Here is a 17,909-nt window from a genome sequence, read left to right as displayed (position 1 = left end):
GTCGCCCGAATGCGGAGTGCCGCAGTCGAGAATTCTGGACCCCGGCACCGGTCGCATGCGAAGATCCGCAGGCCCTTTCGGGCTCCACCCCACCGCAGTGACTATCTCTCGGAGAGCCCATGCGCCGCGCCCACTTCCTCTCCGTCGCCGTCCTCCTGGTCTGCACCGCGTGTTCCGGCGGCGCGGACAGTGACTCGGGTGAGAGTGCGAAGAAGGCCGCGGCCAACGCGGCGGCCGTGCGCGCCGCGATCGCGAGGACGAGCGCGGACAGCGCCCGCCTGGACGAGACGATCGAGATGCGGTCCACCGACAGCCACACGACGTACGTGTTCGTGATCGCCGGCGCCTTCGACCTGGCGGGCGACAGGGGCCGGCTCACGGTGGACCTTGAGGACAGCGGAATGGACCCTGTCGAGCAGGTCTTCGTCGATGACACGGTCTATGTGCGGGGCTCACGGGCAGTGGGCGAAGGCGTGTGGGCGGCAGCCGACCGGAGCGAGGCCCAGACCCGCTACTTCCTGCGGTCGCCACTGAACGACCCCGAGCATCTGCTCCGCCAGATGAAGGCGATGCGGCAGGTGACGAAAGAGGGCGAGGAGCGGGTGAACGATGCTCCGGCGGTGCACTACAGGGGAACGATCGACCACGCCACCGCGACGCTCCGGATGACGACGAAGACCAGACAGGGTCTGGACGAGATGCGCGAGGAACTCGGCGACGACGTGCCCGTCTACGCGGATGTGTGGGTCGACGGGAAGGGGCGCGCCGTCCAGGTCCGGCTGTCCTACTTCGGCGGTACGAAGGCCGTGACGACGATGACGCTCTCGGATTTCGGGACGCCGGTGGAGGCCGAGGCGCCCTCGGCCGAGGAGGTCGTCCCCGTGACGGCGGGCGAGGATGTCCTGCTGGCCTGAGCAGGGGCGCGGACGCGGCGGTGAGCGACGGGTGCCGCTGCCGCACCCGGCAGCGGCACCGACCACACACCCCCGTAGGAGCACCCCGATTACGGTTGACACCCCTTAAGTGCCGGTGACTCCGTCGATTCCCTCCCGGATGAGATCGGCATGACCGTTGTGACGGGCGTACTCCTCGATCATGTGCACCATGATCCAGCGGAGCGAGACTCCCTGATGACCGACGTGTCCCGCGTCCTGTTCGGACAGGCGGCCGGAGTCGTCCAGGGTCGCGTCGGCGATCAGCTCACGGCCCCGGGCGATCTCCGCCTGCCAGACAGCCGTCACCTCGTCCAGTCCCCGGTCCGGCTCAAGGGCGTACCCGTCGTGATTGCCCTGCCCGAAGACAGGTGGCAGGTCCTCACCCGCGAAGACGCGTTGGAACCAGTTGCGTTCCACCTCGGCCAGGTGCTGAACGAGGCCCAGCAGCGTCATCGGCGACGGCGCCACCGCGGCCAGTCGTAACCGATCGTCTCCCAGGTCCGCGCACTTCAGGGCGAGAGTCGCGCGGTGAAAGTCCAACCACGCTTCCAGCATGGCGCGTTCGCCGGCATGGGTGGGCGGGATGATCCGTCCGTCCGGTGTCGTATTCATCGCCACACCCTCGCAGGAGCGGCTGCGGTCCCACAGCCCCGCCGGTCAGGAAACGGGTGCGAAGGCGACGATCGCGTCGACCAGTCCGGCCGGGGCTTCCAGCGGGATCAGGTGGCCCGTGTCAGGCAGCACCACGAAGTCGGCTCCGGGGAGGTAGGGGACCAGGTTGTCGCGGAGCACGTCGACGGGCTCGACCCGGTCGTTCTCTCCGGCGACGACGAGGGTGGGGACACTGGCCGCCGTCGACCGACCTCGCACCCGCCCTCGAACGTGGCCCGCGACGGTACCGAAGGCACCAACCGGAATACTGCGGCCCCGCCGCCAGAACCGACCGGATATGCCTGATATGCGCTTTCGCGTGAACCGTCCTAGCCTGGCGGATATCGCTCGGGGCGGTCGACGGCCGGTACAGCCGGCGGAGGGTGAGCTTCCATGGCTCAGCGACGTATACGGCCCGGTCTGGTCGGCGAACTGTCGGCCGAGTTCGCGGGCACCCTGATCCTCATTCTCTTCGGCTGCGGTGTGGTGGCCCAGGTGTCCGCGGGAGGCGCTCTCACCGATCCGGCGGGCGGCCTGGGCGACCACGACAGCATCGCCTGGGCGTGGGGCCTCGGTGTCACCCTGGGCGTCTACGTGGCGGCGAGGCTGAGCGGCGCTCACCTCAATCCCGCGGTGACCGTCGCACTCGCCGCGTTCAAGGGATTCCCGTGGCGCAAGGTGGCTCCCTACGCGCTGGCCCAGACGGCCGGCGCCTTCGTGGCCGCGCTCCTCGTCCGGTGGAACTACAGCGAGGCTCTGGCGAAGGCCGACCCCGGACACACCATCAAGACGCAAGGCGTGTTCTCGACCCTCCCCGGCAACGGCAACCCCGCCCTGCCGGTCCACGAGTGGGGCGCGTTCCGTGACCAGGTCATCGGCACCGCCATCCTGCTCCTGCTGATCCTGGCCATCACGGACCTGCTGAACACGCCCCCGGGCGCGAACCTGGGCCCGTTCATCACCGGCCTGGTCGTGGTCGCGATCGGCATGGCCTGGGGAACGAACGCGGGGTACGCCATCAACCCGGCCCGTGACTTCGGACCCCGGCTGGCCAGCTTCCTCACCGGCTACGGCGGAGCGTGGCGAGATCAGTACGGGAACCTCTACTTCTGGGTTCCGATCATCGGCCCCCTGATCGGCGGGCTGCTCGGCGCGGGCCTGTACAAGGTCTTCATCGGCCGCTTCCTGCCGTCCGCGGAACCCGAGCAGCCGGGACGTGCCCCGGCGTCCAAGGACTGACCCGACCGGCCGGAGAGGCGGAAACCCATGGCGGACTTCATCGGCGCGGTGGATCAGGGAACCACCAGCACCCGATTCATGATCTTCGACCACGGCGGCAACGAGGTGGCGAAGCACCAGTTGGAGCACGCCCAGATCCTGCCGCGTTCGGGCTGGGTGGAACACGACCCGGTGGAGATCTGGGAACGCACCAACTCGGCGATCCAGAACGCCCTGCGCTACGGCGGCCTGACGGCGACCGACCTGGCCGCGATCGGTATCACCAACCAGCGCGAGACCACGGTGGTGTGGGATCCGCGCAACGGCCGCCCGTACTACAACGCCATCGTGTGGCAGGACACCCGCACCGACAGGATCGCGGCGGCCCTGGAACGCTCGGGGCAGGGCGACGTCATCCGCCGCAAGGCCGGGCTGCCGCCTGCCACGTACTTCTCCGGGGGCAAGATCCAGTGGATCCTGGAGAACGTCGACGGCGTACGCGAGGCGGCGGAGCGGGGCCATGCCCTGTTCGGCAACACGGACGCGTGGGTCCTGTGGAATCTGACCGGCGGACCCGACGGCGGCATCCACGCCACCGACGTGACCAACGCCAGCCGCACCATGCTGATGAACCTGGAGACCCTCGACTGGGACGACGAACTGCTGGGCTTCTTCGGCGTCCCGCGGGCCATGCTGCCTGCCATCAGGCCCTCGTCGCACCCGGAGGCGTACGGCGTCACCCGCGCCTCCCGGCCACTGCGCGCGGCCCTGCCCATCGGGGGTGTGCTCGGCGACCAGCAGGCGGCGACCGTCGGACAGGTCTGCTTCGCGCCGGGCGAGGCGAAGAACACCTACGGCACCGGCAACTTCCTGGTGCTCAACACCGGCACCGAACTCGTCCGCTCCGAGCACGGGCTGCTCACCACCGTGGCGTACAGGTTCGGTGACGAGCCGGTGGTCTACGCACTCGAAGGCTCCATCGCGGTGACCGGCTCCGCGGTGCAGTGGCTGCGCGACCAGATGAAGATCATCAAGACCGCCGCCGAGAGCGAGGAACTCGCCCGGAGCGTCGAGGACAACGGCGGCATGTACTTCGTGCCGGCCTTCTCCGGTCTGTTCGCGCCCTACTGGCGCTCCGACGCACGCGGGGCGATCGTCGGACTCGCCCGGTACAACGACAACGCGCACCTGGCACGAGCGACCCTGGAAGCCATCTGCTACCAGAGCCGCGACGTCGTGGATGCCATGGAGCAGGACTCCGGGGTCCACCTCGACGTGCTCAAGGTCGACGGCGGGGTCACCGCCAACGACCTCTGCATGCAGATCCAGGCCGACATCCTCGGCGTCCCCGTGAGCCGTCCCGTCGTCGCCGAGACGACCGCGCTGGGCGCGGCGTACGCCGCGGGGCTGGCCACCGGATTCTGGCGGGACACCGACGAACTGCGCACCCACTGGAACGAGTCGAAACGCTGGGAACCGCAGTGGTCCGACGACCGGCGCGCGGAAGGCTACGCCGAGTGGAAGAGGGCCGTGGAACGCACCCTCGACTGGGTGCGCGTCCCCTGACGGCGCGTGCGCGAGACGGGGCATCGGTTCTGTCCGGTGCTCCGCTCCGCCGCCGCTGACCCCCGTTGACAGCGGCGACGGGCGAAGCCCCACAACAGGTTCGACTCCGTGTCAAAACCTGTGGCTGATCCGGTTGACCGGCCCGGCGCGAAGGGGGGTCCACCCGCCGGGCCGACCAACCGGCTGCTCGAAGACTGCACGAGAGACCTTGTGAAAACCTTGCCGGGCCTCCCGGCCCCCGGCACGGCCGTCCCCCGGACCTGCCTGTCGTCCCTGGCTGAGCCGGGTTCACCGGACGTACCGGAACCCTCACCATCACGGCACCACCGGCCCCGCATGTGTGGAATCCTGGGCAAGATCGGGGGAGTTCGTGAAAAACAGAGCGGGCGATCGTGGGTGGGGACGTGGATCTTCGATTACTGGGCTCGTTGGAACTGTGGGCCGGCGGCCGTCACGTCGAGCTGGGACAGCCCAGACAGCGCGTGGTCCTCGCGGCGCTGGCGGCCAACGCGGGCCGGTTGATGACCGTGGACGCCCTGGTGGACCGGGTCTGGGACGACACCCCTCCCGACGCGGCCCGTTCGACGCTGTACTCCCATGTGAGCCGGGTCCGGCGCGTACTGGACGACGCGGCGCGCGGCGAGGACGGGACGGCGGACCATCCGCCGCTCCAACTGGCCCGGGTGTCGGGCGGCTACCTTCTGCGGGCGGCGGACGACAGCATCGACCTCCTGCGTTTCAGGGCGCTGGTGACCCGGGCCCGTGGTCTGCGTCCGGGTGACGCCGAGTGCGGCCGCCTCCTGCGCGACGCCCTCGACCTGTGGCGGGGCTCGCCACTGGCCGACCTGCCGGGGGCCTGGGCCGAGCGGACCCGGACGGCCTGGCTGAACGAACGGCTGGAAGCCGCCCTCCAGTGGGTCCGCGCCGAGACCGCGACGGGACACGCCTCGCAGGCGATCGGCCGGATGCGGACCCTGTCCGACGAGTTCCCCCTGGCCGAACCCCTCGCCGCCCTGCTCATCAGATCCCTGGCCCAGGCCGGCCGGACCGCCGAGGCCCTGGAGCACTACGCCGAAGTCCGCGGCCGGCTGGCCGACGAGCTGGGTTCGGTCCCCGGAGTGGAACTGGGCACCGCCTACAAGGAGGCCCTGCGCGACCGCCCCCTGGCCGCCACCGGCACGGAGTCCGGCCCCACGGCGGACGGCACGCGGACATCGCCCTCCCGGCCCGCGCAACTGCCCTTCGACGTCCGGGCCTTCACCGGACGCGAGGAGCAGTTGGACGAACTCTCGCGGCACTTGCTGTCCACCGAGGAGGGGGCCGACGCCACCAACACGGTCGTGGTGTCCGCCGTGTCCGGCACCGCCGGAGTCGGCAAGACAGCCCTGGCCGTCCACTGGTCCCACCGTGTGCGCGAGCAGTTCCCCGACGGCCAGCTCTACGCGGACCTGCGCGGCTACGACACGGACGAACCGGTGCACCCGGCCGAGATCGTCACCGGATTCCTCGTGGCCCTGGGTGTCCCGGGCTCCGAGATCCCGCTGCGTCCTGACGACCGCTCCGCCCGCTACCGCACCGAGCTGAGCGAGCGCCGCATGCTCATCGTGCTCGACAACGCCTCCTCCAGCGAGCAGATACGCCCGCTCCTGCCCGGCGCGAGCCGGTGCAGAACCGTGGTGACGAGCAGGGACGTCCTCAGCTCCCTGGTGTCCCTGCACGGCGCCCACCGGCTCGTACTCGACGTGCTGCCCCCCAAGGACGCCGTACGACTGCTGAGCAGGCTCATCGGCAGCCGGGCAGCGGCCGAACCACAGGCCGCGGCCGTCCTCGCCGAGCAGTGCGGACGGCTGCCCCTCGCCCTGCGCATCGCCGCGGAACTGGCGCTCTCCCGTCCCGCGTCGCCCCTGAGTGCCCTCACCGCCGAACTGGACGACCGGCGGGGCCGGTTGGAGCTGCTGGACTCGGACGACGATCCCCGGGCAGCCGTACGTGCCGTCTTCTCCTGGTCCTACGACCGCCTGCCCGGCGAAGCCGCCGCCGCCTTCCGGCTGCTCGGCCTGCACCCGGGACCCGATGTGGACGCGTACGCGGCGGCCGCCCTGTGCGGACGCTCCGTCGCCGACACCCGGCGGACACTGGAGCTGCTGGCCCGCAGCCATCTGATCCAGCCCACCCGCGCCGACCGTTACGGCATGCACGACCTGCTGCGGGTGTACGCGGCCTGGCAGGCCGAACGGCACGACGGGCCGGCCGACCGCGAGGCGGCGCTCGACCGTCTCCTGACCCACTATCTCGCGGCTTCCTGCGCCGCCATGGACGTACTGTTCCCGGCCGAGAGACACCTGCGGCCCCGGATCCCGGCCCCCCGGACCGAACCGCCGCCGTTTCCCGACGCGGCCCACGCCAAGGAGTGGCTGGCGGCGGAGCACGCCGTGCTCATGGCGGTCACCGCGACCGAGGCCGGGCGTGGCAGGGCCGAGCACGCCGTCGGCCTGTCCACCACCCTGCACCGCCACTTCGACAGCCGTGGGCTCTTCACCGACGCGCTCGTCATCCACGGCAACGCCCTGCGTGCCGCCCGCGCGGCGGGTGACCAGCGGGGCGAGGCCGAGGTGGGCACCTGCCTCGGCACGACCCACCGAAGGCTCGCGCAGTACGACGAAGCGGTCCGGCACCACACGGAGTCGCTCGCCCTCTGCCGGCGGATCGGGCTGCCGGTGGCCGAGGCCCGCAATCTCACCAACCTCGGTGTCCTGCACGAACTGCGCGGACAGTACCGCGAGGCCGCCCAGCGGCACGGCGAGGCAGTCGTCCTCTTCCGGAAGGTCGGGGACATCGGCGGCGAGGCCGACACGCTCAACAACCTCGGCATCGTGCACGAGTTGCTCAACGACTACGAGACCTCCGCGGAAAAGCACCGGCAGGCGCTCGCCCTCTTCCGTTCCCTCGGTCATGCCTTCGGCGAGGCCAGCGCGCTGGGCAATCTCGGCATCGTGCTCTCCCGGCTCGACCAGCACGCCACGGCGGCCGAGCACTTCGAGCAGGCACTCGCCCTGTTCCGGCGGCTCGGCCACCGCGGGGGCGAGGCGCACGCCCTGAGCAATCTCGGTGACGCCCACAACCGCCTCGGCCACCACCGGCAGGCGGCCACCCATCAACGGGCGGCTCTCGCCCTGTTCCAGCGGACCGGGGAGCGCTACGGCGAAGCGGGCAGCCTCAACGGTCTCGGCGAGGCACTGCACGGCTCGGGCCGACCGGACGAGGCCGCGACCGCACACCGCGCCGCCCTCGCACTGGCCATGGAGATCGAGGAGAAGGAGGAGCAGGCCCGCGCCCACATCGGCCTGGCCCGCCTCCACCAGGACCGCGCCGACCTGCCGACGGCCCGAGGACACTGGCAGGACGCACTCGCCCTGTACAGCGCCATCGGTTCACCGCGCGCCGCGGGGGTGAGCGAGTCACTGGCCGCCCTGGAGACACGACGGCAGGAGGACACGCACAGCCCCGACTGTGCCTGAGCCGGCCGCGGCCCTCGCCGACGTCCGTTGACAGCGGAGGGGGCACCTCCCACAATGATCAGCATGACCTGGCACTGTTGCGACGCGATGACGGGGCCTCTGCGTGCCCCGAATCGGACCGGGTGCGAACGCTCCGGCCGCTAGCCGGTTCTCCACCGAACCGAGCCGTACCACTCTCGCCGCGCCGCAGTCTATTCGTGCTGGTCATCTCCTCACGTCCCGTGCCTGTCGGCCGACGGCCATCGAGCCATGCAACGAGGAGCATCTTCATGACGGTGACCATTCCGCAGACAATCGTGCCGACACTGCGCGAAGCCCGCGTGCCGGCGGGCGGTATCCACGAGGGTGTCCGTGAGCTGCGGCGCCTGCCCGAGGGCCGGCCCGCCCGCCCCTACGACCTCTTCGAGCTGATACCGCAGGCGAGCACGATCGGGGCCGAGGTCCGAGGCCTCGACCTGTCTCGCCCGCTGGTCCCCGCCCTGCGCGAGGAGCTCGACCGGGCCCTGCTGGAGTGGAAGGTGCTCTTCTTCCGCGCCCAGCACCTCACGTCCGAGCAGCAGAGCGGCTTCGCCCGCAACTGGGGTGAGCTGGAGACCAATCCCCTGCTCGCCCGCGGCTCCAGCGCCGATGTGGTGCGCTTCGACAAGGGAGCCGGCGCCACACCGACCTTCGAGAACGTGTGGCACGCGGACGTCACCTTCCGGGAGCGGCCCGCGCTCGGTGCCGTGCTCCAGCTGCGCGAGGTGCCGCCCTTCGGTGGAGACACCATGTGGGCGGACATGGCCGCCGCGTACGACAACCTCTCGCAGGAGGTGAAGGCCCGTATCGACGGTGCCACCGCCGTGCACGACTTCATCCCCGGCTTCGCGCGCTTCTACGGCCCCGAGCGGCTCGCCCCGTTCCAGGACGCCTTCCCGCCGGTGGAACACCCCGTCGTGCGCACGCATCCGCAGACGGGCAGGAAGCTGCTGTTCGTCAACACCTCCTTCACCACCCGTATCACCGGCCTGGCCCGTGAGGAGAGCGACGAGCTGCTGCGCCACCTCGTACAGCAGGCGCATGTTCCGGAGTACCAGGTGCGCTTCCGCTGGCAGGCCGGGGACATCGCCTTCTGGGACAACCGTGCCACCCAGCACTACGCGGTGAACGACTACGGCTCGCACCGTCGCGTGGCGGAACGCGTCGCCATCGCCGGCGACCGCCCGTACTGAGCCAGGAGACCACCCTGCCGAGCAGGGCGCCCGGCCCCTGGGCGAGGACGGTCCGGGGGCCGGCGTCGAGTCCTTTCCCGCTGTTTTTGTCATGGACCTGTACAGACCGTCGGTGTCGTGCTGTCATGCGGACTATCGCTCTTTCCAACGTTGTACAGGCTGAAGCGGCGAGCCGCCGGCCTTCTCTCCGTACGTGTACGTCCTTGCCCCGACACCCAAGGAGTCACGATGCGCAGCACAACCCCGGCCCCGCACCCCCGGACGAACTGGCTGAGACAGCGGGCGAGGCGGATCACCACCGTGCTCGCCACCCTCACGCTGGTCTGCACGGCCGCCCTGACCGCCACCGGCACCGTGCAGGCCGCACCGGCCGCGTGGACGCCCAAGCCCTCCCCCATGACCACCCCGTGGACCAACCAGGTATCGGTCGACAATCCGCTGCCGGAGTATCCGCGACCTCAGCTCACCCGTCCCGACTGGGCCAATCTCAACGGCATCTGGGACTTCGCGGTCACCTCGGCGGACGCGGGCCGGCCCGCCTCGTTCTCCGAGCAGATCCGGGTGCCGTTCGTCGCGGAGTCGGCGCTCTCCGGGATCCAGCGCAAGATCACCCAGAACGACAAGCTCTGGTACAAGCGCACCTTCACCGTCCCGGCGGGCTGGAACGGCCGCCGCGTCCAGCTCAACTTCGGTGCCAGCGACTGGCGTACGACGGTCTGGGTCAACGGCAGCCAGGCCGGCGGCACGCACAGCGGCGGGTACGACTCCTTCTCGTACGACATCACCGGTCTGCTCAACGGCGGCACCAACACCGTCGTCGTGTCCGTCTGGGATCCCAGTCAGACAGGCATCGGGGCGGTCGGCAAGCAGCGCATCAACGACGTGGCCCCGCACCCGGGGGGCGGCATCTTCTACACCGCGGCCTCCGGAATCTGGCAGACGGTGTGGCTGGAGCCGACGGCGACGGCGCACATCACACGCCTCGACATGGTGCCGGACCTCACGAACAACACAGTGAAGGTCACCGTCAGGGGCGACGGTGTCTCCGGGCAGAGTGCCAGGGTGACCGTGTCCTCCGGCTCGACCACGGTGGGCACCGCGACCGGCGCGGTCGGCAGCACGATCACGGTGTCCCTACCGAACCCGCGCCTGTGGACCCCCGAGGATCCGTTCCTGTACGACGTGAAGGCCGATCTGCTCTCCGGTTCGGCCGTCGTCGACTCCGTGGGCAGCTACACCGGCATGCGTTCCGTGGGGGTCGCGCGGGTCGACGGCGTCCTGCGTCCCGTCCTCAACGGCACATTCGTCTTCCAGACCGGCACCCTCGACCAGGGCTACTGGCCGGACGGCATCTACACCGCGCCGACCGACGACGCCCTCAAGTACGACCTGCAGAAACACAAGGACCTCGGCTTCAACATGGTGCGCAAGCACATCAAGGTCGAGCCGCAGCGATGGTTCTACTGGGCGGACAGGCTGGGGCTGCTCGTCTGGCAGGACATGCCGTCCATGGACACCCGCACCCCCGACAGCGCGGCCCGCACGCAGTGGGAGGCCGAGTACGACCGCGTCATCGACCAGCACCGCAGCTCACCGTCCGTGGTGATGTGGGTCGACCAGAACGAGGGCTGGGGGCAGTACGACCAGGCCCGCATCGCCGACCACGTGAAGGCGTACGACCCCTCGCGGCTGGTGAACAACATGAGCGGCATCAACTGCTGCGGCGCGGTCGACGGCGGCAACGGCGATGTTCTGGACCACCATGTCTATGTCGGTCCGGGCACGACCGTGCCCAGTGCCACCCGCGCCGCCGTCCTCGGTGAATACGGCGGTCTGGGGTTCAAGGTCGCCGGTCACGAGTGGTATCCGGGCGGCGGCTTCAGTTACGAGGACCAGGCGGACCGGGCCCATCTCGACAACCGTCTGGTCGGGCTCCTCGACGCGCTGCGCGAGGTGCGGATGCCCGCCGGGCTCTCGGCCTCCGTCTACACGGAGATCACCGACGTGGAGAACGAGGCGAACGGCCTCCTCACCTATGACCGGCAGGTCGTCAAGGTGGACGCGGCCCGCGTCCAGGCCGCCAACCGCGCCCTCATCGAGACCTCCCGGGCTCCGACCACCCCCGTGGTCCTGCCCTCCGGCCAGTACAGGTCCCTGCGGGTGACCACCCCCGGCTACACGAACCGCTCCCTGCGGCACCGCGACGGAGCCGCCTACACCGACGTGGTCGACGCGAACAGCGCCGCCCTGCTCAGGAGCGACGCCACCTGGAAGATCGTGCCGGGCCTCGCCGACACCGCCTGCTATTCCTTCGAGTCGCGCAACTACCCCGGCCAGTACCTGCGTCACCGCGACTACCGCGTCTACAAGGAGTCGGGCAGCGGGGCCGTGTTCCAGGCCGACGCGACCTTCTGTGCCGTGCGCGGCGCGGGCGGCGGCGTCCGGTTGTCCGCGTCCAACTTCCCCGAGCAGTATCTGCGGCACCACAACGCCGAGGTGTGGCTGGCCACCCCGGGCGGCTCCCACACCTGGGACAACCCCGCCTCCTTCACCGAGGACACCACCTGGGCCGTCGAGGCACCCTGGGCACCCTGACCGCACGCGAGGGACGGCGGCCGAACCGGCTTCCGTCCCTCGCCCGTCCTGCGCTCACGGGGGCGCTTCGGCCGCCCGGTGCGGTTCCGCGGCCGGACGGCGCACGATCAGACTCTCCACGGCGTACGACATCTCCTTGGTCCCGGCTTCGGGACGAGGGTGGTAGCGCCCGGCGCTCACCGACAGGTTGACGATGAGGTGGGCGTGCCAGTTCTTCCCCACCCCGCGTCTGTCGGCGAAGACCTGCGTGCCGTTGAGCCACCAGATCACCGATCGGGCGCCGAACTCCACCCGCAGGTCGACATGACCGCCGGGACGCACGGCTTCGTCGTGGTGGTAGAGATGCCCGCCGCGCACATGGTTGGAGAACTCCAGCAGATCGGGGTTGTCGGGGTGGTACTCGAACACGTCGATCTCCTGGTTCCCGTCCCGCCAGGTCCAGATGGCCGGCCACGCTCCCACCTCGGTGGGCAGGCGCACCCGTGTCTCCAGCACGTCCCCCGCGCGCACCACGAAGTCGTCCTCGCTCCCCTCGGTGGTGAGCAGGCCCGCACTCCACAGGCCGTCCTTGCGGCGCGTGGCGCGGAACGTGCCGTCACGGGAGTACGCCGGGTCGGAGACCAGGTGGTCCAGCTTGTTGTCGGCCGGATTGACCGGACCGCCCTCGGGATAGGCCCAGGAACGGCCGGCCACCCACTGCCTTCGCGAACTGAAATCGGCTGTGAAGACGACGTCGGACACAGTCCGGCTCCTTGCGACGGAGGAACAGGGACAATGCGCGCAGTCTGTTTCTCCCCGGCCGGCCGGCGCTCATGCGCCGACCGGTCCCACCCGCCGTGCAAACAACCCGCCCGGGTGAACTCGCCCACCGGACAAGGGGTTCACGGGCGGACAGGGACTGTCGTCGGGTCTCAGGGACGAGCGAGCCGGCCGCCCCAGTCGAGGCGGAGCACGGCCAGGTCGTCGGAGTGCCGGCCGGCGTTCAGCGCATGGGTTTCCTTGATGAGAAGGTCGACATGGGCGGCCGGGTCCGCCGACGGCAGTTTCCCGATCAGCGTGAGCAGCCCTTCGACGCCGAGCCGCTCCTCCTTCGTCCCGTTGTGTCCTTCGGTGAGGCCGTCGGTGTAGAGGGTCAGGGCTCCGCTGGCCGGGAGCGGGACGACCGTGGGGGGCCAGCTGTGGACTCCGGGCACGATACCCAGCGCGATGCCGTGCGCGGCGGTCACCTCCCAGGTCCCCTCGGGTGCGGTGAGAAGGGGTTCGTGGTGGCCGGCGAGGTGGAGGGTGGCGGTGGCGGCCTCCTGGTCGAGGGTGAGCAGGGTGCAGGTGGCGAACAACTGCTGGCTGCCGCGTTCGGCTATGAGGATGCGTTCCATCAGGTGCAGCAGGTCGTCCCCGCGGTGCCCGCCGAGTACGAGGGAGCGCCAGGCGATGCGCAGGCAGACACCGAGCGCGGCGGCGTCGGGGCCGTGCCCGCTGACGTCTCCGACCACGGCGTGCAGCAGCCCGTCGTCCCCTTCGACGACGTCGAGGAAGTCGCCGCCGAGCAGGGCCATCGTGGCACCGGGCAGATAGCGGGAGGTCACTCGGATCGTGGAGGTGTCGAGGATCGGCTGCGGCAGCAGACCGCGTTCCAGACGGGCGTTCTCCTCCGCCCGCAGTTGCGCGGCCTGGGCCGCGGCGCTCGCGCGTTCGGTCTGGCTCCGGTAGACGGCGTAGCGCAGCGTCCGCTGCAGGAGGTCCGCCTCGACCTTTCCCTTGACGAGGTAGTCCTGGGCTCCGGCCGCCATGGCGTCGGTGCCCGCCCGGTCCTCGGACAGCCCGGTCAGGACGATCACCGCGGTGTGCGGGGCGAACCTGCGGACGGCGGTGACCGCGTCGATGCCCGACACGTCGGGCAGGTGCAGATCGAGGAAGATGCAGTCGATAAGGTGGCCGGCCAGTTCGGCGCGCGCCTCGGCCAGCGTGGTCCGGATGGTCAGCGCGAACGCCAGCCCGGTGTCGTGCAGGAGTTCCTCCACGAGCAGCGCGTCGCCCGGGTCGTCCTCGATCAGGAGAATGCGGTACATCGGCTGGTCGGAGGCCGCGCCCGGGGCGGCCGTCGTGGGTCCGGTCATCGTGCCTGCTCCGCCTCCGAGCGGGTGGCCTCCGGCGTGGTGACCGTGCCGGGGCTTTCCGGCGGCCGGGGCGCGAGGGTGAAGGTGATGCGGGCGCCGTCGTGGTAGGCCGGGTCGACGGAGATGGTACCGCCGTGGAACTCGACGATCTTCTTGCACATCGCGAGGCCGATCCCGCTGCCCGAGTAGGTGTCCTTGGTGTGCAGCCGCTGGAAGATCACGAAGATCTTGTCGGCGTACTCGGGTGCGATGCCGATGCCGTTGTCGGTGACGGTGAACCGCCACAGTTCGCCTTCCCGGTCCGCCGTGACATGGATCTTCGGCGCTTCGCCCGGTCGCCGGAACTTGACGGCGTTGCCGATCAGGTTCTGCCAGAGCATGCCCAGCTGGGTGGGGTCCGCGACCAGGGTCGGCAGCGGGTCGTGGGTGATCGTCGCTCCGGCCTCCTCGATACCGACGCTCATCGTGGACAGGGTCCGTTCCAGCACCTCGTCCAGGTCGACGCTCTGGTGGGCGTTGTGCAGCCGGCCGACCCGGGAGAAGTCGAGCAGGTCGTTGATGAGGGTCTGCATGCGGTTCGCCCCGTCGACCGCGAAGTCGATGTACTGGTCGGCGCGGCTGTCGAGCTGCCCTCCGTAGCGCCGCTGGAGGAGCTGGGTGAAGCTGGAGACCTTGCGCAGCGGCTCCTGCAGGTCGTGGGAGGCCACGTACGCGAACTGTTCCAGCTCGGCGTTGGAGCGCTGGAGGTCCGCGGTCTGTGCGTCCAGACGCAGCCGTGTCTCCTCGCTGAAGGCCAGTTCCCGCACGAGGCGCCGGCGCATGAAGTCGATCTCGCTGCTGAGGCGCCGCAGATCCGCGGGGCCGGTGGGGGTGATGGGATGCTCGAAGTCACCGCCGGCGATGGCACGGGCGTCCGCGCCGAGCCGCTCCAGGGGCCTGTTGATGCCGCGGCGCAGCCCCTCGAAGATCAACGCCGTGAGTACGACGATGAGCACCGCGATGGCGCTGAACACCCAGTTGCGCAGGGCCATCGTGGACATCAGGTCGTCCCTGGCCCGAACACGGTCCGCGCGCAGCCGTTCCTGCTGGCCGCTCAGGGTGGCACGCACATCGTCGAAGAGGGCCCTGCCCTCCGCGGCCCGTTCGGTGGCCAGCGGCGAGGGCGAGCCGGGCCGCTCGGCGGCGACGGGCCGGGCGATCCTCTCCTGCCACCTCGTCACGGCGTCCTGCACGGTCTGCAGGTCCTTCAGACGTGCGGGGTCGTCCCGCAGCAGCGCGGTGAGCTGCTTTCGGTCGGCATCCTGCTCGTTCACCCCCTCCTCGTAAGGGGTCATGAACGCCTTCGTACCGGTGAGTCCGTAGCCGCGGATTCCGGTCTCCTGGTTGAGCACGGCCGCTTCCAGGCGTATCGCGACGGTCAGCGCGGGAGAGCGCACGTCCACGAGGTCACGGCTGATCGTCCCGGTTCGCCCCAGGACGTAGGCGCCCGCTGCCCCGAGCACGGCCAGAACCACCAGGGACGCGGCCACCCCTACACGAAGCCACCGCCTGGTCGTCCACGCGGAAAGCCCTCGCGTACGCGATTGCCTCTCATCGCCGGTCATTCTGTGGGCTCCTCGCTGTGACTGTCGCCTTGCTTGTTTGGCCAGCACACTTTAGAGGGCGACAACCCTTGTTGTCGCGGGGCACCTCGGGGACCTAGAGTGCCGGGTATGCCAGGCAAGGACTTCGCGCTGCGGATCACTCCGCAGGAGACGGCCACCATCGCGGACGCGACGGTCGGCAATCTCGCGCAGCGCCTCGCCCACAGGCTGGTGGAAGCCACGTCGCACCCCGCGTCGGACGACCCGGCACAAGCCCTGGCCCTGCTGCACGTGCTGGATCATCTCAAGCAGGCCACTGAACGACTCCAGCAGGACGCGGCCGTGGCCGCCGCCCGCGCGGGTGCCGGATACCCGCAGATCGGTGCCGCCTGCGGCATGACCCGGCAGGGAGCACGGCGCCGCTGGCCCGGACTCTTCCACCACTCCAACGAGAAACCCACGGAGCGACCGACAATGACCACCCCCGCCCGCCCCTTCGACGTCCTGCTCGTCGAGGACGACATGGCCGACGCCATGCTCATCGAGGAAGCCCTCTCCGAGCGCGGGGCCCGCAATCTGGTCCAGGTCACCGACGGAGTCGCCGCGCTGGAGCACCTGCGGACGCCGGGCACCCCGCGACCCGACCTCATCGTCCTCGACCTGAACATGCCGCGGATGAACGGCCGCGACCTGCTGAAGGTCCTCAAGAGCGATGACGACCTGCAGACGATCCCGGTGGTCGTCCTGACGACGTCCACCGCTCCGGACGACGTCACAGGCGCGTACAGCAGTCACGCCAACGCCTACGTGACGAAGCCCGTCAACCTCGACGAGTTCGAGCAGGCCGTCCAGAGCATCGACGCCTTCTACCTCGACACCGCCGCCCGGCCCCGCCCCTGAACCGCGGGACGCGTCACGACGGCCGTTCCAGATGCGCGAGCACCGTGCGCACGGCCCGGACCACGGCCTCGCGCGCTTCGTCCGTCGGTTCGTCGGTCTCGAAGCCGTGGCGGCCGTGCGGGACGTCGATGATCTCGACCGGGGTCTTCGTCTCCTCGGCCGCGGTCACGAACGCCCGCACTGTGGCGGCGATCTGCGGTGCCTCCAGGCCCGCGCGGGTGAGTACGAGGGGCGGCGGCGTCCCGGCGGTGGCGCGGAGCGCGCCGACCGGGCCGAACCGGGGGCCGACCGCGCCCCAGCCCGGCAGCGGGGCCAGGATCGGGTAGGTGAGAGCCAGGCAGCGCAGCCACGGCGGCGGCGCGGTGATCCACTCCGCGGCGAGCAGTCCGGCTCCGGAGAAGATCCACAGGGCGATGCGCCCCGGGTCCACCCGGGGGTCGGCCCGCAACAGGGCGACAGCCTCCGCCACGTCGTCCGCCGCGCGCGCGTAGTCGGTGATGCCGTGCAGACGGTGCTCCACGACGGCCCCCACCGCGCCGAGGCTCGCCGCATACCGGGCGTAGCCGAGGTAGAACGGCGAGTCGCGCGGCGCCGGGACGAGGTCCGCGGGCACGGGCCCGCCGTGCACGAACAGCACCGCGGGCCGGCGGCCTCGCGCTTCTCCCACCACCCCTCCCTCCCCCGCTTCCGCCTCGGGCAGGTGGAGGTCCACCCGCCCACTGCGCACCCGCGGGCGCTCCGGGGTATCGAGCAGAAAGGGCCGGGCGGACGAGGACTCGTCCTCGGGTACGGTCAGCCGGTGCCCCTCGTCGGCGGCCGCGCGGAGCAGTGTCCCGGCCAGTTCGTCCGGGCAGGAGAGCATCGGCCAGTGGCCGGTGGCCAGTTCGAAGAAACCCACCTTCGGATCGGCCAGCTTCCGCAGATGCGGCGGACCGGTGCGTACCAGCGCCTCGACCAGTTCCACGGTCGTCCCGCCGGCCGTGCACAGGATTCCGCTGGTGGGCACGGCCGCGGCGGCGCCGGTCAGTCGCAGGGGCTGGGTCAGCGTGCGCGGTGGCTGCGGGGCGGCCAGTCGGCTCAGCAGCTCCAGGTGCCGCGGTGACAGGCCCTCCGTGCTGCCCCACCGCTGCCATTGCGGCGGTTCGGGCGGCGGGACCGGCCCGGCATCGCCGTCCGCGCGGAGTAGTTCATGCACCGAGGGGTCCGGCACCAGGGCGAGAGCCGCCTCGCCGTCCTGCGGCATCCCGGCGTCCAGGTGCACGACCCGTGCGACCCGTTCCGGGCGGCGGTCGGCCGCGCCCAGTACGGGGTGGATGGCGTAGTCGTGGCCGACCAGCACCACCTCCCACGACGAATCGGGGGAATCGGACGGACCAAGGGAATCGATCAGTCGGACCACGTCCTCGACGTGCGTCTCCAGATCGGCCGCGGGCCGCCTGCTCAGCGACACCGGGTGCGCCTGGGCACCGGACTCCCGCAACCGCCCGACGACTTCGTTCCAGATCCGTCCGTCGGTGAACGGGCCGGAGACCAGGACGAACACGGACATCGGTACCTCCAGGGGTGGGTTCGTGACGGCCGACCGTTCTGGCCGGCCACCGCCCTGGCTAACCTA

Annotated in this window: 12 protein-coding genes and 1 pseudogene; 7 read left to right on the top strand and 6 right to left on the bottom strand. The window is 70.5% G+C overall.

The genetic code is table 11. From position 1 onward, the window contains the following. Positions 1-119 precede the first annotated feature (119 nt). Positions 120-914: a hypothetical protein gene (locus ACIOKD_RS26025; RefSeq protein ID WP_402088515.1), complete on the top strand. Its 795-nt coding sequence runs from the start codon at positions 120-122 to the stop codon at positions 912-914. A gap of 105 nt (positions 915-1,019) precedes the next feature. On the opposite strand, the gene ACIOKD_RS26020 is transcribed toward ACIOKD_RS26025, so the two are convergent. Then, on the bottom strand, positions 1,020-1,547 hold the full coding sequence (locus ACIOKD_RS26020) for a DinB family protein (RefSeq protein ID WP_402088512.1): 528 nt from the start codon (positions 1,545-1,547) through the stop codon (positions 1,020-1,022). A 45-nt stretch (positions 1,548-1,592) separates the two neighbouring features. Further along, a pseudogene (locus tag ACIOKD_RS26015) lies at positions 1,593-1,781 on the bottom strand (alpha/beta fold hydrolase); the annotation flags it as partial. A 198-nt stretch (positions 1,782-1,979) separates the two neighbouring features. Here ACIOKD_RS26015 and ACIOKD_RS26010 point away from each other — a divergent pair. The 5 genes from ACIOKD_RS26010 to ACIOKD_RS25990 all read left to right on the top strand — a co-directional run bounded on the left by ACIOKD_RS26010 (position 1,980) and on the right by ACIOKD_RS25990 (position 11,694). Then, entirely contained in the window at positions 1,980-2,825 is an 846-nt protein-coding gene (locus ACIOKD_RS26010; protein ID WP_402088509.1) for an MIP/aquaporin family protein, read from the top strand. A gap of 27 nt (positions 2,826-2,852) precedes the next feature. Then, positions 2,853-4,370 (top strand): glycerol kinase GlpK, encoded by a 1,518-nt coding sequence (gene glpK / locus ACIOKD_RS26005; protein ID WP_402088506.1) that lies wholly within the window; start codon positions 2,853-2,855, stop codon positions 4,368-4,370. A gap of 404 nt (positions 4,371-4,774) precedes the next feature. Further along, positions 4,775-7,888: an AfsR/SARP family transcriptional regulator gene (locus ACIOKD_RS26000; RefSeq protein WP_402088503.1), complete on the top strand. Its 3,114-nt coding sequence runs from the start codon at positions 4,775-4,777 to the stop codon at positions 7,886-7,888. A gap of 269 nt (positions 7,889-8,157) precedes the next feature. Next, positions 8,158-9,099 (top strand): TauD/TfdA dioxygenase family protein, encoded by a 942-nt coding sequence (locus tag ACIOKD_RS25995; protein WP_402088500.1) that lies wholly within the window; start codon positions 8,158-8,160, stop codon positions 9,097-9,099. Between the two features lie 228 nt (positions 9,100-9,327). Beyond that, the gene (locus tag ACIOKD_RS25990; protein ID WP_402088497.1) at positions 9,328-11,694 is read left to right on the top strand and encodes an AbfB domain-containing protein; all 2,367 of its coding nucleotides are present in this window, start codon (positions 9,328-9,330) and stop codon (positions 11,692-11,694) included. Between the two features lie 54 nt (positions 11,695-11,748). Here the strand turns inward: ACIOKD_RS25990 and ACIOKD_RS25985 are convergent, their stop codons facing one another. From ACIOKD_RS25985 to ACIOKD_RS25975, 3 genes are all read right to left on the bottom strand, one after another. Then, positions 11,749-12,435 carry a beta-glucanase gene (locus tag ACIOKD_RS25985; RefSeq protein ID WP_402088494.1) on the bottom strand — a complete coding sequence of 229 codons (687 nt, stop codon included), beginning with the start codon at positions 12,433-12,435 and terminating at the stop codon, positions 11,749-11,751. A gap of 170 nt (positions 12,436-12,605) precedes the next feature. After that, on the bottom strand, positions 12,606-13,811 hold the full coding sequence (locus ACIOKD_RS25980; RefSeq protein WP_402088491.1) for a PP2C family protein-serine/threonine phosphatase: 1,206 nt from the start codon (positions 13,809-13,811) through the stop codon (positions 12,606-12,608). Continuing rightward, entirely contained in the window at positions 13,808-15,415 is a 1,608-nt protein-coding gene (locus tag ACIOKD_RS25975) for an ATP-binding protein (protein ID WP_402088488.1), read from the bottom strand. Before ACIOKD_RS25975 ends, ACIOKD_RS25980 begins: the two co-directional genes overlap by 4 nt. Before the next feature lie 108 nt (positions 15,416-15,523). On the opposite strand from ACIOKD_RS25975, the gene ACIOKD_RS25970 reads away from it, so the two are divergent. Next, on the top strand, positions 15,524-16,294 hold the full coding sequence (locus ACIOKD_RS25970; RefSeq protein ID WP_402088485.1) for a response regulator: 771 nt from the start codon (positions 15,524-15,526) through the stop codon (positions 16,292-16,294). A 13-nt stretch (positions 16,295-16,307) separates the two neighbouring features. Here ACIOKD_RS25970 and ACIOKD_RS25965 read toward each other — a convergent pair whose 3' ends face one another. Continuing rightward, positions 16,308-17,843, bottom strand: a complete 1,536-nt coding sequence (locus tag ACIOKD_RS25965; RefSeq protein WP_402088482.1) for an alpha/beta hydrolase — start codon at positions 17,841-17,843, stop codon at positions 16,308-16,310. Positions 17,844-17,909 lie beyond the last annotated feature (66 nt).

Source organism: Streptomyces sp. NPDC087844, assembly GCF_044742785.1.
Lineage (GTDB): Bacteria > Actinomycetota > Actinomycetes > Streptomycetales > Streptomycetaceae > Streptomyces.
Note: the sequence above shows the minus strand (reverse complement) of the source record. Positions and strands in the feature narration are given on the sequence as shown.

Coding starts and splice junctions, on each gene's coding strand:
- ACIOKD_RS26020 (WP_402088512.1), bottom strand. CDS start 1,547: ATGAATACGACACCGGACGGACGGATCATCCCGCCCACCCATGCCGGC.
- ACIOKD_RS25990 (WP_402088497.1), top strand. CDS start 9,328: ATGCGCAGCACAACCCCGGCCCCGCACCCCCGGACGAACTGGCTGAGA.
- ACIOKD_RS25970 (WP_402088485.1), top strand. CDS start 15,524: ATGCCAGGCAAGGACTTCGCGCTGCGGATCACTCCGCAGGAGACGGCC.
- ACIOKD_RS25980 (WP_402088491.1), bottom strand. CDS start 13,811: ATGACCGGACCCACGACGGCCGCCCCGGGCGCGGCCTCCGACCAGCCG.
- ACIOKD_RS25965 (WP_402088482.1), bottom strand. CDS start 17,843: ATGTCCGTGTTCGTCCTGGTCTCCGGCCCGTTCACCGACGGACGGATC.
- ACIOKD_RS26025 (WP_402088515.1), top strand. CDS start 120: ATGCGCCGCGCCCACTTCCTCTCCGTCGCCGTCCTCCTGGTCTGCACC.
- ACIOKD_RS25975 (WP_402088488.1), bottom strand. CDS start 15,415: ATGACCGGCGATGAGAGGCAATCGCGTACGCGAGGGCTTTCCGCGTGG.
- ACIOKD_RS25995 (WP_402088500.1), top strand. CDS start 8,158: ATGACGGTGACCATTCCGCAGACAATCGTGCCGACACTGCGCGAAGCC.
- glpK (WP_402088506.1), top strand. CDS start 2,853: ATGGCGGACTTCATCGGCGCGGTGGATCAGGGAACCACCAGCACCCGA.
- ACIOKD_RS26010 (WP_402088509.1), top strand. CDS start 1,980: ATGGCTCAGCGACGTATACGGCCCGGTCTGGTCGGCGAACTGTCGGCC.